A 17,154-nucleotide genomic window follows, 5' to 3' on the forward strand; every position below is an offset into this window, starting at 1 on the left:
TTGACAAGTCTGCGTGAATTCATCGCCGAACTGGAGAAGATCGGCGAGATCCACACCATCGACAAGGAGGTCGACTGGAATCTCGAAGTCGGCGCGATCATCCGTCGCTGCTACGACTTGCGTGCTCCGGCACCACTTTTCACGAATCTCACCGGCTACACCGATACCGGCTTCCGGCTCTTCGGCGCTCCCGCGGCACTCAGCGCCCCGCAGCACCAACTGGCCCGGCTCGCACTGTCCGTGGGGCTGCCCGCCGACGCCACCGGCCAGCAGATCGTCGACGTCCTCGCCGACGCCCGCACCAAGCCGGGCATTCCGCCGACGGTGGTCGCGTCGGTCTCCGCGCCGTGCAAACAGAACATCATGCTCGGCGACGATATCGACCTGTTCGCCTTTCCGACCCCATTGATCCACGGCAATGACGGCGGCCGCTATCTCCAGACCTTCGGCGCCAATATCGTCAAGACGCCCGACGGCTCCTGGACGAACTGGTCCGTCAATCGAATGATGGTGCACGACAAGTCGACTCTGGCCTGTTTGCTGCCGCAGTCGCAGCAGATCGGCATCATCCGGGCGATGTGGACCGAGGCAGGCACTCCGATGCCGATCGCGGTGGCGCTCGGGGTCGAACCGGGCCTGGTGGTCGTGAGCGGTATGCCGCTACCCCAGGGCGTGGACGAAAGCCATTATCTGGGTGGGCTTTTCGGTGAGGGTATCGAGGTGGTACCGGCCGAAACGGTCGATCTGATGGTTCCGGCCACCGCGGAAATCGTGGTCGAGGGCCACATCCTGCTCGACGATGACGTCGAGGAGGGCCCGTTCAACGAGTACCCCGGCTATAACGCGACGGTGAGCTCGCTGAAGGCACGCTTCCAGGTCACCGCGATCACCTACCAGGACAACGCGATTCTCCCGGTGGTAGCGGCAGGGCCTCCGGTCGAGGAGGACGACACCATCACCGGCACGGCCGCCGCAGCCGAAATCCTGCACCTGCTGCGCGAGGCCGGGCTGCCGATCTCCTCGGCCTGGTACAACTTCGAGGCCGCCGTGCACTGGCTGACCCTGGCGGTCCGTGCGGACTGGCACGAGACCTCGGGACTGCCCTCTCACGAACTGGTCGACAAGGTCGCGGAGGTCGTGCTCGGTGGCCCCGCGGCGGTGCACGCGCCCAAGATCCTGCTGGTCGAGGACGATATCGACATCACCGATCTCGATCAGGTGGTGTGGGCGTTCGCGACACGCTCGCATCCCGATGTGAACCGCGGTGAATTCCATTTCGAACGCAAACTCACCGATCCCCTGGGCATCTACCTGTCCGCGGAGGAGCAGCACAGCTTCAGCGCCGGGAAGGTCATCTACAACTGCCTGCTCGCCGACCTCTATCCCGCCGGGAAGCGACCGGTAAAGGGCAGCTTCGAAAACGGCTGGCCCGTCGAGATCCAGCAGCGTGTCCTCGAGCAGTGGACGGCGTACGGGTTTTCCGAGGCGAAGTAAGGAAGGCACCGCGATGCGCATCGTCAAGACATTCACCCCCGTTCGCGTCGAGAGCGATCGCTTCTCGGTGACGGTCGACTATTACGAGCAGGCATTCGGGATCCGGTGCGACCTGCACTTCCGGTTCGAGGAGGGCAATCTCGATATCGCGACCATCGGTCCGCTGGTATTGATCGGCGGCCCCGCCGACGCACTCGCGGCCGCGCCGAAGCAGGACATCGTCATATCGGTGGACTCGCTGGAGGAATTCCAAGCGAACCTGCACGCCCAGGGCGCCACCATCGTCTCCCCGCCGGCCGACATCCCGACCGGGCGAAACATGATGGTGCACAACCCGGACGGGACACTGTTCGAGTATGTGCAGTGGTCGGACGAGAAACTCGCAGCGGTGGATCTCTCACGCCGCTCAACCGCCTAGCGCCCGTCCCACCGCGCCGCCTCGGGTCGACACGCTCTGACGCCGCTACCCGCGCTGACCGGTCCGGCCGGCGCGGGACCTCGGAAGACCGACGGGCAGAAGATCGTATGGCTATCGTCGACCGCGTCCCGAATTCGGTTGCGCAGCATGACGTCCGGCGTATCCCGGACGGTTACCGGTCAGGGCTCGAGCGACCCCGCCGGACGAGCCGCGCACAACGCACACGCGTTGTGCGCTCCCCGGCGCGCAAGTCGGCGACCGGGGTGGGCGGCAATTCCGCCTACCCCGGTCGCGAGAATCAATCTAGTGAGGCCAGCAGGCGGGGGCAGTGCTGTCCATCCAACAGTTCGAGCTTCCTGTGGGTACGAGCAGAGGGCCGAACATCCCTAACGCCATCGAGATGAAATACATGGTTTTGAACCTTTCGAAATGTGAATAGAACCGGCACAGTAGTGTGCCGTCGCGCCGGCGTGCAGCCCCGACTCCCAGGGGCGCCGTTTCAGTGGTGGATCACCTCGCCGAGCCGCGGCAGGACGAGTCGCTTCCAGCTGCGCTCCGTGGCGTTGCGTGCCATCTTCTGCCGGCGGTCTTCGATGTCGAAACCTGTCTGCGTCAGCAGAAGTCGTGTGCCACGACCCTGCGGCCGCAGTGTCCAGTCGACAATCCAGCGAGCGGGGTACTCGGCCTGCCGATATATCCAGCTGTAGGTCAACTGCTCACACGGCCGAGCCGCCAGCACCTCGCAGATGATCTCGTTGGGCGATGAGTCCGGGATGGTGAATCGGAAGTGGGTGCCGGCCGAGGCGGCGAACCCGGTCGGTCGAAGCAGCCACCGCTCCAGCAGATCCGGCTCCGTCAACGCGCGCCACACAGCGTCCGGTGGCTGTCGGAAGAAGCTGCCGAGCTCGACTGCGGCGGGATTCAGCTGTGGATCAGCGATCACCGGCTCACCACCGCGACGAGGGGCGATACTGCCGCCAGGCTGCTCAATTCGCCTGGCCTTCCTTGTATTTCGCTTCCATTTCCGCGGCGAGCTGCGGCTTCTCCGCCTCCATCTTCTGGACGTAGGCGACCGCGTCGCCGACGGTTCGCAGACTCGCAAGGTCCTCGTCGGGAACCTTCACGCTGTACCTGTCCTCCAGTTGCACAGCGATCTCCACCAGTGACAACGAGTCGATGTCCAGATCGTCGACGAAGGATTTCTCGATCACCACCTCCGCGGCGTCGATACCCGTCACCTCCTCGACGATCTCCGCGATGCCGGCGACGATTTCTTCTTGCGTGGTAGCCACGAAACACCCTCCTCGGTGTGACGACATATGCGTAGTACTCCACTCGTCCTCCACGACCGCTTCGGTTTCCGCTGTCGGGGTCGGACGGGAGTGCCCAGTACGCTAAAAGCTCCAGTGGGGTGGAGGTTCAACAGGTTGTGACGGACGACACACAATCCGGTGTGCCGGTGAGCATCGGGGAGTTGGCGCGCGGCACCGGCCTTCCGGTGCGGACGATCCGGTTCTATTGCGACGAAGGCATTCTGGAATCCCAGCGCAGCGCGGGCGGGCATCGGATTTTCGACGCCGACAGCGCCACCGAACGACTGCTGCTGGTGCGGCGGTTGCGCGCGCTCGGTCTCGGGTTGGACTCGATCACCGGCGTGCTGCGAGAAGAGCGGTCGATGGCGGAGGCCATCGCTGCCGAAAGTGCACGGCTCGATATCGAACTCAGGTCGCTGGCGTGGCGGCGGGCGTCACTGCGCGCCATGGAGGCGGTTGCCCCGGCACACCGGGCCGAGCGACTCGCGTTGCTGGCCGCCGCGCAGGACGGTGGCGCGGTGCACGATTGCCTCGTACGGTTCTGGCGGCGCATTCTCACACCGATACCGCGGTCCGACAGCGATATGTGGGTGTGCTGGAAGCCGGGGTCCTCGGCGCGGTCGTAGGGTCTCGGGTGCCCCGGGGTTCCGGGTGTGGCTACGGAAGGTCAACGGGCGGGCGTCATCTCGGGCGGCTGACCGACCGTTGGCAGGGCGCGGGAATGCCGAGTGGAGGTTGTCCAGCTGTTGCCATGCGGACCAGGTCGGCAGGTCGGGACTACCGCCAGTGGTGGTCGCCGAGCGCCGCTGCTTCGGAACCACCGTCGGCGAAGATGACCTGACCGGTTACGAAACGGTTGGCCTCACCGGCGAGCCAGCAGATGAGTTCCGCAACCCATTCCGGACGGCCCGGGAACCCGCCGAAGGGTTGTGGCGCAGCGGTTTCGACAGCCTTGCGCACGTTGTCATCAGCGAAGATCCACGCGGCTGCCGGAGTGTCGACGACACCCGAGGCAACTGCATTGAGCGCTATGCCGGCTCCGGCCCACTCGGCGGTCGGAGCGACATTGCGCACCCAGCGGTTCAAGGCGCGCTTGGCAGTCCCGTAACCAGCGGTCGCGCCACCGGCAGCCGGATCGTTGGCCAGATACGCGACGGCAGCAGCCTCATCGCCGTCGAGGCATGCCTGCATGATGCGTTCGTCCGCAGGTGCCAGCGACGATGTCGACGACACCGCCACCGCGCGGGGCGCGGGACTGTGCGCCAGCAACGGACGAAGGCCCTCCAACGTTGCGACAGTGCCGAAGTAATTCGTTTCCAGCATGCCGGTCCGGCCGCCGCCTGCAATCGCCAGCACCGCATCGATCGGCCCAACCTCACCCACCTGGTCGACGAGTGAGCGACGACCTCGCGGCGTGGACAGATCAGCTTGGACCTCAGCGTTTTCGAGATCGCATCCGATGACCCTGGCACCGCGTTCACGGAGCAGCGCAGCAGTCGCCGCGCCGATTCCCGATGCCGAACCGGTAACCACATAAGTACGTCCGGCGGTCCCTGCCTGCGATGTCATCGCGCCCCTTTTCATCACCCGACCGGCACCGCGCACTCACACCTCGCCGATGCCGGAACAACCCCAACACCCTATGTAGGCGTCGCCACGGTGCGCATCCAGAGAAACCGAGACGCCTACGCGCAGTGCGCCGAGGATCTCTATGGCCGGCAGCGTAATTGCCCGACCTCTTGCCGGTCATGGATTATTCGCGGGGTACGCACAGCCGCGTCTCGGCCTCTGTCGGGATCGCCGAGGGGTCCACTAATGGTCAGCCACGAATGCCGTTTGCAGGGGGATGGTTTCGTACTCCGGTTGCTGCGTGTCGCCATTGCAGCCGATATCGGCGACGACGAACATCGGTGTGTGGTCGTCGGCCTCTGCCAGCAGGGTTCCGGAGGTATCCCACAGAGCGGCGCGGCCGCACCCGGTGACCGGGCCCGCAGGCCCCACGTGGTTGGCAAGGGCCACGTAAACGTTCGCACGGTCTGCGATGCCTGGATATATCGACGCACGTTCGGCGATGCCGCGACCGGTGCCGTACAGGGCGCTGGCCAGATGAACGTCACAACCATCGTCGGCGATTCGGCCGACCAAGTCGGGGAAATGGTTGTCGAAGCAAGTGGCAAGGGAGAAACGTAAACCCTGGAGTTCGAAGCGGCCGTCCTTGTCCGCGGAGGTGAAGAACTGCTGCTCTTCCTCAAACAAATGCTGTTTGTGATAGGTGGTGAGCAGATCGCCGGCGGCGCTGTAGACGTAAGTGGCGATCACGGGACGGTGACCGCCGAGGTCGGGGGCAGCGCAGTTCACAACGGTCGCTATCCCGCTGGTGCGCAGCGGATCCAGGCGAGGGTCATCGGCGCGGAGCCACAGGCTCTCATCGGCTGCAGTGGCGGCCAGTTCGTATCCGGTCACCGCTAGTTCCGGAAACACGATCAGCTCGGCGGAGTCTGCGCCTGCCTGTTCGGCAAGCCTGACCATTTGTCCGATATTGGCCCGGACATCGGTGGGTGCGCAAGTGAGCTGTGCCGCTGCGACTCTCATGCGCTGCAGATTACGCCGCACAATGTGAATGCAGTGACCTACGCGGTCGATGTCTTCCTCGATCGGGTGTGCCGGCCCCTCCAGCCTCCGCCAAATGACCATCCGCGACACTCTCGACGCCCCTGGACGACGTCGCCACCCTCACCAACGCCTATACTCCCTGAGCCATCCTCGGCCTGCGCGGTGCGTCACGTCCGCACCCGGCTCATCGTGCACAGCCGAGGGAGCCTGACCTCTCCAAAATGATTTGCAGTGTTGGCACTTTCAGCGAATTCCAGGCGCGACGGTCTGCGCGGCGGGATGCGCAGTCGCAGAGCCTCGCCTTTCCGGGTATAGGTCCGTCGACAGCCATCCCTGTTCGCCAGGCCGTCGAGAACACGGCGGAGGAAAAAGGAAGCCCGGCCGCGCGCCAACCAGCGTGAAACATGACCGAGCAGAGGAGTTCAGCAGTGGTAGCTACCGAGCAGGATCAGTTCTTCCACACACTGATCCAGTCGGCCCAGCGACTATCGTTCGACCCACGATGTCCGGAGCTGTATGAGCCGGAGCCCGACGCCGATCAGCGCTATGGAATGACCGTGCAGTGGTCGCCGCTGTTCGACACCCCGATCTGGGCGTCGATGTCGGAGCAGCAACGAATCCTGTTGACCCGCTGCGAAGTAGCGCAGTTCCTCGGTATCGCGATCTGGCTCGAAGTCGGACTGCAAGTCGCGCTGTTGCGCGCCAATCACGGTGCCGACCCCGCTCGCCCCGACATCGCGTTTCTGCTCAACGAATGCGCCGACGAGAACCTGCATTCGCTGATGTTCATCAAGGGCGTCGAGAGCATCGGAGCACACTTCTATCCCCACGACCGGCTGCAGAAACTGCTGGGCCGGCTGTTCGCGATGTTCGCCTGGCACGAGGTCACCTACGGGATCGTGCTGGCCGGGGAGGAAATCTTCGACGCCATGCAACGCGACTGGATGACAGACGCCACAGTCGCCGACGCGATACGCCGCACCTCCTACATCCACGTCGTCGAGGAATCACGGCACATGGCCTTCGCCCGCCGCCGCATTCGCGACCAGCTCACCTCCATCTCGCGGCCACGACGGTTCCTGAGCACGATCGCCATCGCCGTCGGAACCCACGTCGTGGCCAAGAGCCTGATCAACCGGCGCGTCTACGAAGAACTCGGACTGCGCTGGCCGGAGGTGAAATCCGCGATCGACGCCAACGAGCACCACCGCATGATGTTCCGCTCGGCCACCGGCTCGTTCATCGAGTTCCTCCACCGCGAAGGCCTGCTCAACCGGGTCGCTCGACGTATCTACCGCGCCTCGAACCTGCTCTGACCTCTCGAAAGCGATTATGGCCCACGTCATCCTGGGACACTGTTGCAAGGACGTCTCCTGCCTGAGCGCCTGTCCGCGCGACTGCATCCGCCCCCGCCCCGGCGACACCGACTTCGCCACCACGCCGACACTGCACATCGACCCGAACTCCTGCATCGACTGCACCGCCTGCGTCGACGCCTGCCCCACCTCAGCGATCAAACCCGACCACGCCCTCACCGCGACCGAACAACACCATATCCGCCGCAACAGCGACTACTTCGCACACACCGGGCCCCGAACCACATCCGGCCGGCGACCGGCAACGCCTCTCCCACGGCCTTCGAACGTCGGTGGCCGACAGCCCCGCATCGCAGTCGTCGGCGCCGGCCCCGCCGCCATGTACACCATTCGTGAGCTGCTGCGACGGTCCAGCTTCGTCGACGTCACCGTCTACGAACGCCACGCCCACCTCGGCGGCCTGCTGCGTAGGGCCATCGCACCCGACGCCGACCTGCGCGAAATGCTGAGCCTGTTCGATGTTCCATTCGGCGACGACCGGGTCAACGTCGTCTACAACACCGAGATCGGCCGCGATCTCTCCCTCGAAGACTTGCGCCGCCGGTTCGACGCGGTGGTCTTCGCCCACGGCGCCTCGATTCCCCGCCCCCTCACCCGATCCGACTCATCATTGCCCGTCGGTGTGTACGACGCACTCGATGTCCTTGCCAGCGTGAACAACCCATCCCCCGCCGAGCCGCCGCCCCTCGGGCCGCATTGCCTCATCGCCGGCGCCGGAAACGTCGCCCTCGAGGTGATCAGACACCTCGCCCACCAACACAGCACATCTCCGAGCATCGCCGCACTGACACAGGTGACCGTCCTGTCCCGTGCCCGCGCAGACCGGTCCGCATTTGCCACCCCCGCCATGCAGGACATCCTGGCCCTGCCCAATCTGGCGATACACACGACCAGAACCCCGGACCATGAACCCGGCTCCGCAGCCGGCCAACCGCTGAGACCGGCGATGAACCACCCAGCGAATCCGAACGACCGAGACGACACCCGGCTGCCAGTCGTGTTCTGCTTCGGACAGCACGTGACGAACATCGAGTCGACGGGCACCGGCGAATTGACCGTGTATACGACCGGCGGGCACACGTTCCCGGCCAGCACGGTGGTGCGTGCCATCGGGTTCCGCACCGCACCTATCGACGGACTCCCCGACACACACAACGGTCAGATCCTCAACCGAAACGGCAGAGTCATTTCTCCGACAACCAGGGATCCTCTGCGCGGCGTGTACGTCGTCGGATGGGCCAAACGCGGCGCACACGGTGGAATCGGCGAAAACCGCGTCTGCGCCGCCGAAACAGTCGAGCAACTCGCGATCGACCTCCATCTGACCCGCGCGACCCACCAGCCGAGCACGGCCATGTGAGCTGCCCCCCACCCAAACCTCCACGCCGACACGATCATCCACGCGGTGATGCCGTGCCCCATTGAGCCCGAGCCGCATTTCACGCTGACCAAACCTGCCAGCGCGGCTGCCGAATTGCGGACGACCGGTGCAATCCCGCACAGACCGCCGTCGAACAGCAGTTTCGCGCCAATTCCTCAGCCGTAGTGCGCGTTCAGAACGGTTGGACCGGCCGTTCATCCGCGACGTGGTCGAAGACTTCAGCGAGTGACCTAGCCCGTCTCGGTGGTCACGGACCTCGAGGGTCGGGATCGGGGTGGCGTGGAGCATCACGGACAACGGTGAACCGTATCCTGGTGTGGTGCTTGCGCTTTACAGTGCTGCGGTCGCCCTGGTCACCGGTGCTACGTCGGCGTGGTTGAGCTACTATTTCGGCTCGCGGAAAGAGCTCTTCGCTTGGCAGCGGGAGCAAGCGAGACCGCTTTTACGCATGCGCACGGGCTGATCTGGGAATCCTGGCCCCGCTGCCGAGCCCGGCGCCGCTTCCGCATCGGAGGGAGGTCACCAGTTCAGCTGACGTGGAGCCGGGCCTCAGCGATCGCGCTCCCTCGAGTTGACCGGCGGTGGATCCGGCAGCGGCAGGACCGCACCGCGGGCATGGGTTTCCTCGGGGTGGATCGTGATGACGTCCAGCCGCCGCACCAGTGAGCGGGGTATCTGCCCGTCGGTGAAATGCTCCGGTCCGGGAACGATGACCGCTTCCGCGTCGAGGCGAGTGGCTCGAGCCTTCAGCCGGGCCAGCGGCGGCCGGCCCGATTTCGGGTCGTAGACGACCACCTCGGCCAGGTCGTAGCCGTAGCGCTCGGCGAGCCTCCGCACCTGGGTCTCGTCCCAAAGCTGGCCCATCCCCGACACATCCGTCCGGAGGTAGCCGAGACATGTTGGCTTGTATCGCATGATCACCCCTGACTCCTGGTGTCCGTCGAGCGGGATAGTTCCGTGGAAGTCCACATAGGCGCAGTCCTCGTCCCCTTCCCCAGCGTCCCGGAGCTCGATCAGACCATCTGTGAACTCGAAGAGCCGTGTACGCCTCCACATTTCGATCTCCCGTCTGCCGTTCGATTGGCAACTCGGGACCGGGAGATGCACGTCCGAACCCGAGCGCCTGTCCCGACGGTACGAAGACGGGCCTGGCGGGAGCCATCAGTGTGCTCGACTTTGCTGCAAATCTTTCACGGTGGCCCACGCCCGAGCTGACCGGAGAACTATGGTTGATGCACGGGAAAACCTGCGCACACTGCTAGACAGGGGGCAGCATCATGCGCCTTTCGTTTCTTGGTAGGGGCGGTTCCGATGTTGGGCAATGCCCAGCGCTCTACCTCACCGATCGCGGTACCTACGTCGTAGTGGGGTGGATGACCGATCGGCTCGAGACCGTGGAGATCCCGCACCTTCTGCTCGGATTCCTCGCGCCGGACACCTTCATCGGCGTGGCTCTTTCCGACACGGGCCGTGGAACGTTCACGCTGACCGGAAACCCGATGTGTGACCCAGAGATTGTGGACGAGCTCGCTATGGAACCGAACGAGACAGCGATCGAGGTTCCGGTGGCGGAGAGGAGCTTCTACGGTGCTACTACTGCCGCATGATCCGCCCGACTGGGTGAGTCTGTTCCGCGACTGCAAGCACGACGCGTTCCACCTGGAAGTCAGGGACGCCTATGCGGTACCGCAAGAGTCCGAACGGTTCCGCCGTTTCCTGGCCGGTGAGCCCGCTCTCCAGGATGAACACAAGGACCGATGGAACGACCTGATCCGAGAGACCACCGGCCGAGGGGTCATCGTCAGCAGGATTCGCGTAGTCACCGAACCGATTACCGACTATCACCGCTGGCTGCTGTCGGTGACCGGCACCAACACGACAGCCGGTGAGGACATCCGTTATGTGCCGAGGCAACTCGCGGGAACAGTCCCGCCGGACGACTGGTGGCTCATCGACAACGAGAGGGTTGTCTACAACCTGGTGAACGAGAACGGGAAACCGGCGGGACTCGCGGTGACCACCGATCCGGGAATCGTCGCGTACTCCCGCAGCGTGAAGGACCGACTGTGGGACCTGAGCACGCCTTTCACCGAATACGTCGAGAACGAGCACGCCCGACAGTGACGAGCGGCGTTCAAGATGCGAGGGAAGCTCTCGGACTACGTCTCCGGGAGCTTCGCCTCAGGGCGAGTCTCACCGGGCGCAAGTTGGCTCAGCTGTGCGGTTGGCATGAGTCGAAGGTCAGCAAAATCGAATACGGGCGAATCACACCGACCGATGCGGACATCCGGGCCTACTGCCTGTATACCGGCGCGGACAATCAGGCGGCTGATCTGCTGGCTACCCTGCACACGATCGATAGCGCTTACCTCGAATGGCGACGCATCCTCGGCACCGGATTGAAGCATCGTCAACAGAAAGCGCTGAAGCTCGAGGCCGAAGCAATCCACATTCGCGACTATCAGCCACAGATCGTCCCGGGCCTTCTCCAGACCGCGGAATACGCAGCAGCGAAACTACGGCGCGGCATGGAGTTCCATCAGATACCCGACGATGTCGACGAGGCCGTATCGAAACGCATAGAACGCCAACGCATCCTGTACCAGCGGCACCACTTGTTCCACTTCCTCATCGCTGAGCAAGCGTTGTACACCACGGTCGGTACCGACGCCGTCATGATCGGCCAGCTCGACCGGTTGGCCACCATCCTCGGGATGCCCCGCATCACGCTCGGAATCATCCCGGTAACCGCTGAGGCTCTGGTCGTCTCCACGAACTTCGCCATGTTCGACAACCGCCTCGTCATGGTGGAAGGAACGGCGGCGGAGCTGACGATTACTCAGCCCCGCGAGGTAGCGACCTACAGCCGGGCGTTCAAAGGGCTTGCCGGCCAATCGGTAACCGGCGAACCGGCTCGAGTATTGATCCGCAACGCCATCGAGTCACGGTCAGGTTAGGCGAAGGCCGGCCGCCGCAGCACCTTGTGCGCGGGTTCACGATGCCATCACTGCCGGCTGGGAATTCGGTCGCGTGGCGGGTGTAGGCATGTGGTTCAATCGGGACGTGATGATGTTTGCGCGGGGCTGGTGGCTGCTTTCTCAGCGGCTTTGAACTGTGCGTTTGGGCCGCCACATCGGGCGGCCATGATTTGTGTTCTGCGGCTTCCTGTTCCGGTCGGTGTGGCTGATTCGAGAGGAAAAGGATTGCGGGATGAGCTTCGGCGATGACACGGGTTTCGGCGATGAGGTGGGCGGGTTTCTGATCACCTCGCGGGGGCTGGATGAGTATCGGGCGATGTTCGGTCTCGGGCCTGCAGATCTCGGGGGTCGGATCCTTGATTGCCCTGCTGGGGCGGCGAGCTTCGCCGCCGAGGTGGCGCGGTTCGGGGGTGATGTGACCGCCTGTGACGCGGCGTATTTCGACTTCGATGGCGTTGAGGTCGGGGAGGTTTGCCGAGCCCAGACCGATCTAGGCGACCGGTATGTCCGGGCCCATCCGGGCGACTACTGCTGGACGTTCTTCACCGATCCGGATGATCACCATCGGCGGCGGCGGTCGGCGGTCGAGCTCTTCGTCGCCGATCGGCAGCGAAATCCGGATCGATATGTTCCTGCGGAACTGCCTCGACTTCCGTTCCCTGACAACGCCTTCGACTTGGTGCTGAGCTCACATCTGCTCTTCTCCTATGCCGACGGACTCGGATACGACTTCCACGTACGCGCGATCACCGAGCTGATCCGGGTCAGCCGCGGCGACGTGCGGATCTTCCCTCTGGTGCCCACCGGATCGGCGCAGGTCTATCCGCGGTTGAATGAACTGCGCGGTGACCTTCTGAATCTCGGTATCACCAGCGACGTCGTCGAGGTCGAGTACGAATTCCAGCAGGGTGCCGATCAAATGATGGTGTGCCGCAAGGACCCTCGTGACAGTGAGTGATCGCGCTGAGCCAAGGCATTGAAGGCGCTGAGGATGTTGGGCAACCTCCAGAGTCGGGGCTTCCCAGCAACATTCGTCAGCGGGCCAACGGCCGGGCGTTCGCGAGGATCGCATCGACCGTTTCGCCGACGGTGAGATCGGAGCTGTCGAGCCACAGGCCGAGGGGCGGGGTTTCGCCGCGCAGGACGCTGTCCAGGTCGTTCACGGTGAAGGCCCCGTACGCGTTCTTCGGGCGGGCGGCCTCGCGCCGCGCCACCGCGTCCGGACTCGGAGCGAGCACCACGACGTAGAGCGGGTCGGTGCGGATCCGGCCGATCAGGTAGGGCAGCAGGTCGCCGAGCACGACATCCTGCACCACCGCCGTGAACCCCGCCGCCGCGTAGGAGTCGGCCACCTCGGCGGCGAGGCGGTGCCGCAGGCGGAGCTGTTCGAGCGCTTCGGGACTCGGCTCGGGGGTCATGTCGGCGCGCCCTCCCACCAGAAAACGCCGGAAGACGTCACCGCGCACATGGGCCGAGCGCGGCAGCCGCTCGGCGAGGGCCTGCGCCACGGTCGATTTCCCGGCGGCCTGAATACCGGTGATCAGATAGACGGCGGAGGATTCACCAGGACCGGGCATGGTCCGGACGGTAGCCGACGAGCCGCCACCCCCGCAGCGACCTTTCCGCTCCCGGCGAGTCGCCCGACCCCCCGGCCGTGAGTAACGGCGCTGAGTACTTCGGCGGATTCGGCGTGCCGCGTCGGTCAATACTGTTGCGGTGTCGGCATATTCGGGAGGAAAGGCGGCACGGCGATGAACTCTCCACACTGGCAGGGGTCCGAGGCCTCGCGACGGGCGCTCGAGGCAGCCCGGGAATCGGGACGGCTGGCAGGCGGCGGGGGCGGTGGCGGAGCCGGCGGCGGGTGCTCGACGAGCACGGTCCTCGCACTGCTGATCGTCCTGACCGTCCTGGGTCTCGCCGCGCCGATCGCCTGGCGGATTCTCACCGAAGTCGGCCGCTAGCGCCGGCCCGCGCTTCGCGACGCATCAAGCCTTCGCCCACGCGGCACCGGCCTCCAGCTCCGAAACGGTATGGACACGCGGGTGATCACTTGCCGTATTCGGGCACACACGGAGCCCGGGTTCGCCTAGCGTGAGCGGGGTTGACGTCGAGAGGGGTCAAGAATGCGGGCCGGGATGCTGAGCGTGGCGGAGCTGGTGGCACGGGTCGAGGCGGGAACGCTGGACACGGTGCTGGTGGCCATGACCGACATGCAGGGGCGATTACAGGGAAAGCGTTGTTCGGCACGGTATTTCGTGGAGGAGGTACTGGATCGGGCGACGGAGGCGTGTAACTACCTGCTGGCCGTCGACGTGGAGATGACCACGGTCGAGGGCTACGAGATGTCCTCCTGGGACACCGGCTACGGCGATTTCGTGCTGCGCCCGGACCTGGGCACGCTACGGCTGGTGCCGTGGTGGCCGGGCACCGCGCTGGTGCTCTGCGACGTCGAGCAGGTGGACCCGCACGGCCGGCCAGGGCAGCCCGTGGCCGCCTCACCCCGGCAGGTGCTGCGCGCCCAGCTGGATCGCCTGGCCGAGCGCGGCCTGTCCGCCTATGTCGGCACGGAACTCGAATTCCTCGTCTTCGACGACACCTACGAGTCCGCCTTCCGCAGCGGCTACCGCGATCTCACCCCCGCCAACCAGTACAACGTCGACTACTCGATGCTCGGCACCGCCCGCATCGAACCGCTGCTGCGCCGCATCCGCACCGACATGTCCGGCGCGGGAATGTATGTCGAGTCCGCCAAGGGCGAATGCAATCCCGGTCAGCACGAGATCGCCTTCCGCTACGACGAGGCCCTGGTCACCTGCGACAACCACACCATCTACAAGACCGGAGCCAAGGAGATCGCCGCCCAGGAGGGCCGCAGCATCACCTTCATGGCGAAATACAATGAGCGGGAAGGCAATTCCTGCCACATCCACCTGAGCCTGCGCAACAGCGCGGGCGAGCCGGTCTTCGCCGACGGCGACGACCCCTCGGCACTGATGCGCCACTTCATCGCGGGCCAGCTGGACTGCCTGCGCGAACTCACCTACCTGCTGGCCCCGAACATCAACTCCTACAAACGATTCCAGGCCGGCAGCTTCGCGCCCACCGCCCTGGCCTGGGGCCGCGACAATCGCACCTGCGCCCTGCGCGTCGTCGGCCACGGCCCGTCGCTGCGCCTGGAGAACCGCATCCCGGGCGGCGATGTGAACCCGTATCTGGCGGTCGCCGCGGCCATCGCGGCCGGTCTGCACGGTATCGAGCAGCAGCTCCCGCTGGAGCCGGAGTTCCATGGCAACGCCTACCGTTCGCACCGCCCGCGCGTCCCGCACACCCTGCGCGAGGCCGCGCAGCTGTTCGGTGACAGCAAGATCGCCCAGAAGGCGTTCGGTCCGGAGGTGGTGCGGCACTACCGCAATGCCGCGCAGGTCGAGCTGGACGCCTTCGACGCGGCGGTGACCGACTGGGAGCGGATCCGTGGCTTCGAACGACTCTGACCCCGGGCGCCGGCCCGTCATCGGCCTGCCCACGTACTCCGAACGCACCCGCTTCGGCCACTGGGACGTCGACGCCGCGGTGCTGGCCCGCACCTACGTCGACCTGACCGAACGTGCGGGCGGCATCCCGGTCCTGTTGCCGCCCAGCGGAACTCCGCGCCCCGAGCTCGTCGACCGGCTCGACGGCCTGATGCTGACCGGCGGCGCGGACCTCGATCCCGCCCGCTACGGCGCGCCACCGCATCCCGCCACCGGCGGCCTGCGCCCCGACCGCGACGAGTCCGAGTTCGGGCTCTTCGCGCTCGCCCGCGCCGCGGGCCTGCCGGTCCTGGCCGTCTGCCGCGGACTGCAATTGGTGAACGTCGCCCTGGGCGGCACCCTGCTGCAGCACGTCCCGGATGCCGTGGGGCACACCGACCACTCCCGCTCCCCCGGCGTCTTCACGGTCAACACCGTCACCACGGTCCCCGGCAGCCGCCTCGCCGCCATCGTCGGTCCCGAGGCGAAAGCGCACTGCCACCACCATCAGGCCATCGGCACGCTCGCCCCCGGCCTCACCGCCACCGGGCACTCAGCGGACGGCATCATCGAGGCCGCCGAGACCAGCGAGGACCCGTTCCTGCTGGGCGTGCAATGGCATCCCGAGGAGAACCCGACCGACCTCCGCCTCATGCGGGCCCTGGTCGACCATGCGGCACAGTACGGAAAGGAGCGCACCCCGTGACAACCACCGACATCGTCAATCCCGCCACCGAGCAGGCGCTGGCCACCATCGCCGCGGCCGACACGGCCGCCACCGACGCCGCCATCGAACGCGCGCACCGGGCGACGGCGAGCTGGCGCGCCGTCGCCCCCGGCGACCGGGCGCGGCTGCTGCGCCGCTTCGCCGAGGCGGTGGACGCCGAGATCGAGCAGCTGGCCCGGCTCGAGGTCAGCAATGCCGGCCACACCATCGGCAATGCCCGCTGGGAGGCCGGCAATGTCCGCGACGTCCTGCACTACAGCGCGGGCATGCCGGAACGCCTGCTGGGCAATCAGATTCCGGTCCCGGGCGGCGTGAACATCACCTTCTGCGAGCCGCTGGGCGTGGTCGGCATCATCGTGCCCTGGAACTTCCCCATGCCCATCGCGGCCTGGGGCTTCGGTCCCGCGCTGGCCGCCGGGAACACCGTGGTGCTCAAACCGGCCGAGCTCACCCCGCTCACCGCCATCCGGCTCGGCGAGCTCGCCGTGGAGGCGGGCCTGCCCGAGGACGTCTTCCAGGTGATCCCGGGTCGCGGCGGGGTGGTCGGGGCCCGCTTCGTCACCCATCCGGCCGTGCGCAAGGTGGTGTTCACCGGTTCCACCGAGGTGGGCAGGCAGATCATGGCCGGCTGCGCCGAGCAGGTGAAGCGGGTGACCCTCGAATTGGGCGGCAAGAGCGCCAATATCGTGTTCGCCGACGCGGACCTCGAGCGCGCCGCCGCCACCGCGCCCTACGGCGTCTTCGACAATGCCGGTCAGGACTGCTGCGCCCGCTCCCGGATCCTGGTGCAGCGCAGCGTCTTCGATCGCTTCCTGGGACTGCTCGAACCCGCGGTCCAGGGCGTGCGGGTGGGCGATCCGTCCGACGAGTCGACCGAGATGGGACCCCTCATCTCCGCCGCCCACCGCGACCGCGTCGCCGGATTCCTCGAACCGTCGACCAAGGTGGCGTTCACCGGCTCCCGCCCCGACGGACCCGGATACTGGTTCGCCCCCACCGTCGTTCTCCCGTCCAGCCCCGAGGACCGGGTGCTCACCGAGGAGGTCTTCGGCCCGGTGGTGGCGGTGGTGCCCTTCGAGGACGAGGCCGACGCCCTGCGCATCGCCAACGACACCCCCTACGGTCTGTCCGGCTCCATCTGGACCAGCGATGTCGGGCGGGCGCTGCGGGTGGCCCGCGGGGTCGAGGCCGGGAACCTGTCGGTGAATTCCCATTCCTCCGTGCGCTATTGGACGCCGTTCGGCGGATTCAAGCAGTCCGGTCTGGGGCGCGAACTCGGCCCCGACGCCGCCCGCGCCTTCACCGAGACCAAGAACGTCTTCCTCGCCACCGAGTAACCCGCTTC

The 17,154-nt window shown here is 65.9% G+C and carries 19 protein-coding genes; 13 read left to right on the forward strand and 6 right to left on the reverse strand.

Annotation, left to right across the window (positions count from 1 at the left end):
- Entirely contained in the window at nt 1-1,494 is a 1,494-nt protein-coding gene (locus ACWEKS_RS12900; protein WP_452340227.1) for a UbiD family decarboxylase, read from the forward strand.
- 13 nt (nt 1,495-1,507) lie between these two features.
- Nucleotides 1,508-1,912: a VOC family protein gene (locus tag ACWEKS_RS12905; protein ID WP_452340228.1), complete on the forward strand. Its 405-nt coding sequence runs from the start codon at nt 1,508-1,510 to the stop codon at nt 1,910-1,912.
- 499 nt (nt 1,913-2,411) lie between these two features.
- Here the strand turns inward: ACWEKS_RS12905 and ACWEKS_RS12910 are convergent, their stop codons facing one another.
- Complete coding sequence (locus ACWEKS_RS12910) at nt 2,412-2,855, reverse strand: SRPBCC family protein (protein ID WP_452340229.1); 444 nt, start codon at nt 2,853-2,855, stop codon at nt 2,412-2,414.
- Between the two features lie 43 nt (nt 2,856-2,898).
- Nucleotides 2,899-3,204 (reverse strand): meromycolate extension acyl carrier protein AcpM, encoded by a 306-nt coding sequence (gene acpM / locus ACWEKS_RS12915; RefSeq protein WP_452340230.1) that lies wholly within the window; start codon nt 3,202-3,204, stop codon nt 2,899-2,901.
- Between the two features lie 137 nt (nt 3,205-3,341).
- Here acpM and ACWEKS_RS12920 point away from each other — a divergent pair, with 137 nt between their 5' ends.
- On the forward strand, nt 3,342-3,851 hold the full coding sequence (locus ACWEKS_RS12920; RefSeq protein ID WP_452340231.1) for a MerR family transcriptional regulator: 510 nt from the start codon (nt 3,342-3,344) through the stop codon (nt 3,849-3,851).
- 151 nt (nt 3,852-4,002) lie between these two features.
- On the opposite strand, the gene ACWEKS_RS12925 is transcribed toward ACWEKS_RS12920, so the two are convergent.
- Together ACWEKS_RS12925 and ACWEKS_RS12930 are read right to left on the reverse strand one after the other, a co-directional pair.
- Nucleotides 4,003-4,830, reverse strand: a complete 828-nt coding sequence (locus ACWEKS_RS12925; protein ID WP_452340232.1) for an SDR family oxidoreductase — start codon at nt 4,828-4,830, stop codon at nt 4,003-4,005.
- Between the two features lie 207 nt (nt 4,831-5,037).
- Complete coding sequence (locus tag ACWEKS_RS12930) at nt 5,038-5,919, reverse strand: carbon-nitrogen hydrolase family protein (protein ID WP_452340233.1); 882 nt, start codon at nt 5,917-5,919, stop codon at nt 5,038-5,040.
- Between the two features lie 347 nt (nt 5,920-6,266).
- Here ACWEKS_RS12930 and ACWEKS_RS12935 point away from each other — a divergent pair, with 347 nt between their 5' ends.
- Entirely contained in the window at nt 6,267-7,154 is an 888-nt protein-coding gene (locus ACWEKS_RS12935; RefSeq protein ID WP_452340234.1) for an AurF N-oxygenase family protein, read from the forward strand.
- Nucleotides 7,155-7,170: 16 nt separating this feature from the next.
- A complete protein-coding gene (locus ACWEKS_RS12940) occupies nt 7,171-8,574 on the forward strand; it encodes an FAD-dependent oxidoreductase (protein ID WP_452340235.1) in 1,404 nt (467 codons plus the stop codon).
- Between the two features lie 570 nt (nt 8,575-9,144).
- Here the strand turns inward: ACWEKS_RS12940 and ACWEKS_RS12945 are convergent.
- Nucleotides 9,145-9,459 carry a hypothetical protein gene (locus tag ACWEKS_RS12945; protein WP_452340236.1) on the reverse strand — a complete coding sequence of 105 codons (315 nt, stop codon included), beginning with the start codon at nt 9,457-9,459 and terminating at the stop codon, nt 9,145-9,147.
- A gap of 509 nt (nt 9,460-9,968) precedes the next feature.
- Here ACWEKS_RS12945 and ACWEKS_RS12950 point away from each other — a divergent pair.
- From ACWEKS_RS12950 to ACWEKS_RS12965, 4 genes are all read left to right on the forward strand, one after another.
- Nucleotides 9,969-10,202: a hypothetical protein gene (locus ACWEKS_RS12950; RefSeq protein WP_379438311.1), complete on the forward strand. Its 234-nt coding sequence runs from the start codon at nt 9,969-9,971 to the stop codon at nt 10,200-10,202.
- On the forward strand, nt 10,183-10,719 hold the full coding sequence (locus ACWEKS_RS12955; protein ID WP_452340237.1) for a DUF6879 family protein: 537 nt from the start codon (nt 10,183-10,185) through the stop codon (nt 10,717-10,719). Before ACWEKS_RS12950 ends, ACWEKS_RS12955 begins: the two co-directional genes overlap by 20 nt.
- The gene (locus tag ACWEKS_RS12960) at nt 10,716-11,552 is read left to right on the forward strand and encodes a DUF5753 domain-containing protein (protein ID WP_452340238.1); all 837 of its coding nucleotides are present in this window, start codon (nt 10,716-10,718) and stop codon (nt 11,550-11,552) included. The genes ACWEKS_RS12955 and ACWEKS_RS12960 overlap by 4 nt, the downstream gene beginning before the upstream one ends.
- A gap of 253 nt (nt 11,553-11,805) precedes the next feature.
- On the forward strand, nt 11,806-12,531 hold the full coding sequence (locus ACWEKS_RS12965; RefSeq protein ID WP_452340239.1) for a methyltransferase domain-containing protein: 726 nt from the start codon (nt 11,806-11,808) through the stop codon (nt 12,529-12,531).
- A gap of 76 nt (nt 12,532-12,607) precedes the next feature.
- On the opposite strand, the gene ACWEKS_RS12970 is transcribed toward ACWEKS_RS12965, so the two are convergent.
- Nucleotides 12,608-13,150 carry an AAA family ATPase gene (locus ACWEKS_RS12970; protein WP_452340240.1) on the reverse strand — a complete coding sequence of 181 codons (543 nt, stop codon included), beginning with the start codon at nt 13,148-13,150 and terminating at the stop codon, nt 12,608-12,610.
- Between the two features lie 174 nt (nt 13,151-13,324).
- Here ACWEKS_RS12970 and ACWEKS_RS12975 point away from each other — a divergent pair, with 174 nt between their 5' ends.
- The 4 genes from ACWEKS_RS12975 to ACWEKS_RS12990 all read left to right on the forward strand — a co-directional run bounded on the left by ACWEKS_RS12975 (nt 13,325) and on the right by ACWEKS_RS12990 (nt 17,146).
- Nucleotides 13,325-13,534 (forward strand): hypothetical protein, encoded by a 210-nt coding sequence (locus ACWEKS_RS12975; protein ID WP_452340241.1) that lies wholly within the window; start codon nt 13,325-13,327, stop codon nt 13,532-13,534.
- Between the two features lie 162 nt (nt 13,535-13,696).
- Nucleotides 13,697-15,064, forward strand: coding sequence for a glutamine synthetase family protein (locus ACWEKS_RS12980; RefSeq protein ID WP_379438320.1), 1,368 nt, complete (start codon nt 13,697-13,699; stop codon nt 15,062-15,064).
- A complete protein-coding gene (locus tag ACWEKS_RS12985) occupies nt 15,045-15,788 on the forward strand; it encodes a gamma-glutamyl-gamma-aminobutyrate hydrolase family protein (RefSeq protein WP_452340242.1) in 744 nt (247 codons plus the stop codon). The genes ACWEKS_RS12980 and ACWEKS_RS12985 overlap by 20 nt, the downstream gene beginning before the upstream one ends.
- A complete protein-coding gene (locus tag ACWEKS_RS12990) occupies nt 15,785-17,146 on the forward strand; it encodes an aldehyde dehydrogenase family protein (protein ID WP_452340243.1) in 1,362 nt (453 codons plus the stop codon). Before ACWEKS_RS12985 ends, ACWEKS_RS12990 begins: the two co-directional genes overlap by 4 nt.
- The last annotated feature ends 8 nt before the right edge of the window (nt 17,147-17,154 follow it).

This window comes from Nocardia sp. NPDC004711 (assembly GCF_053601595.1).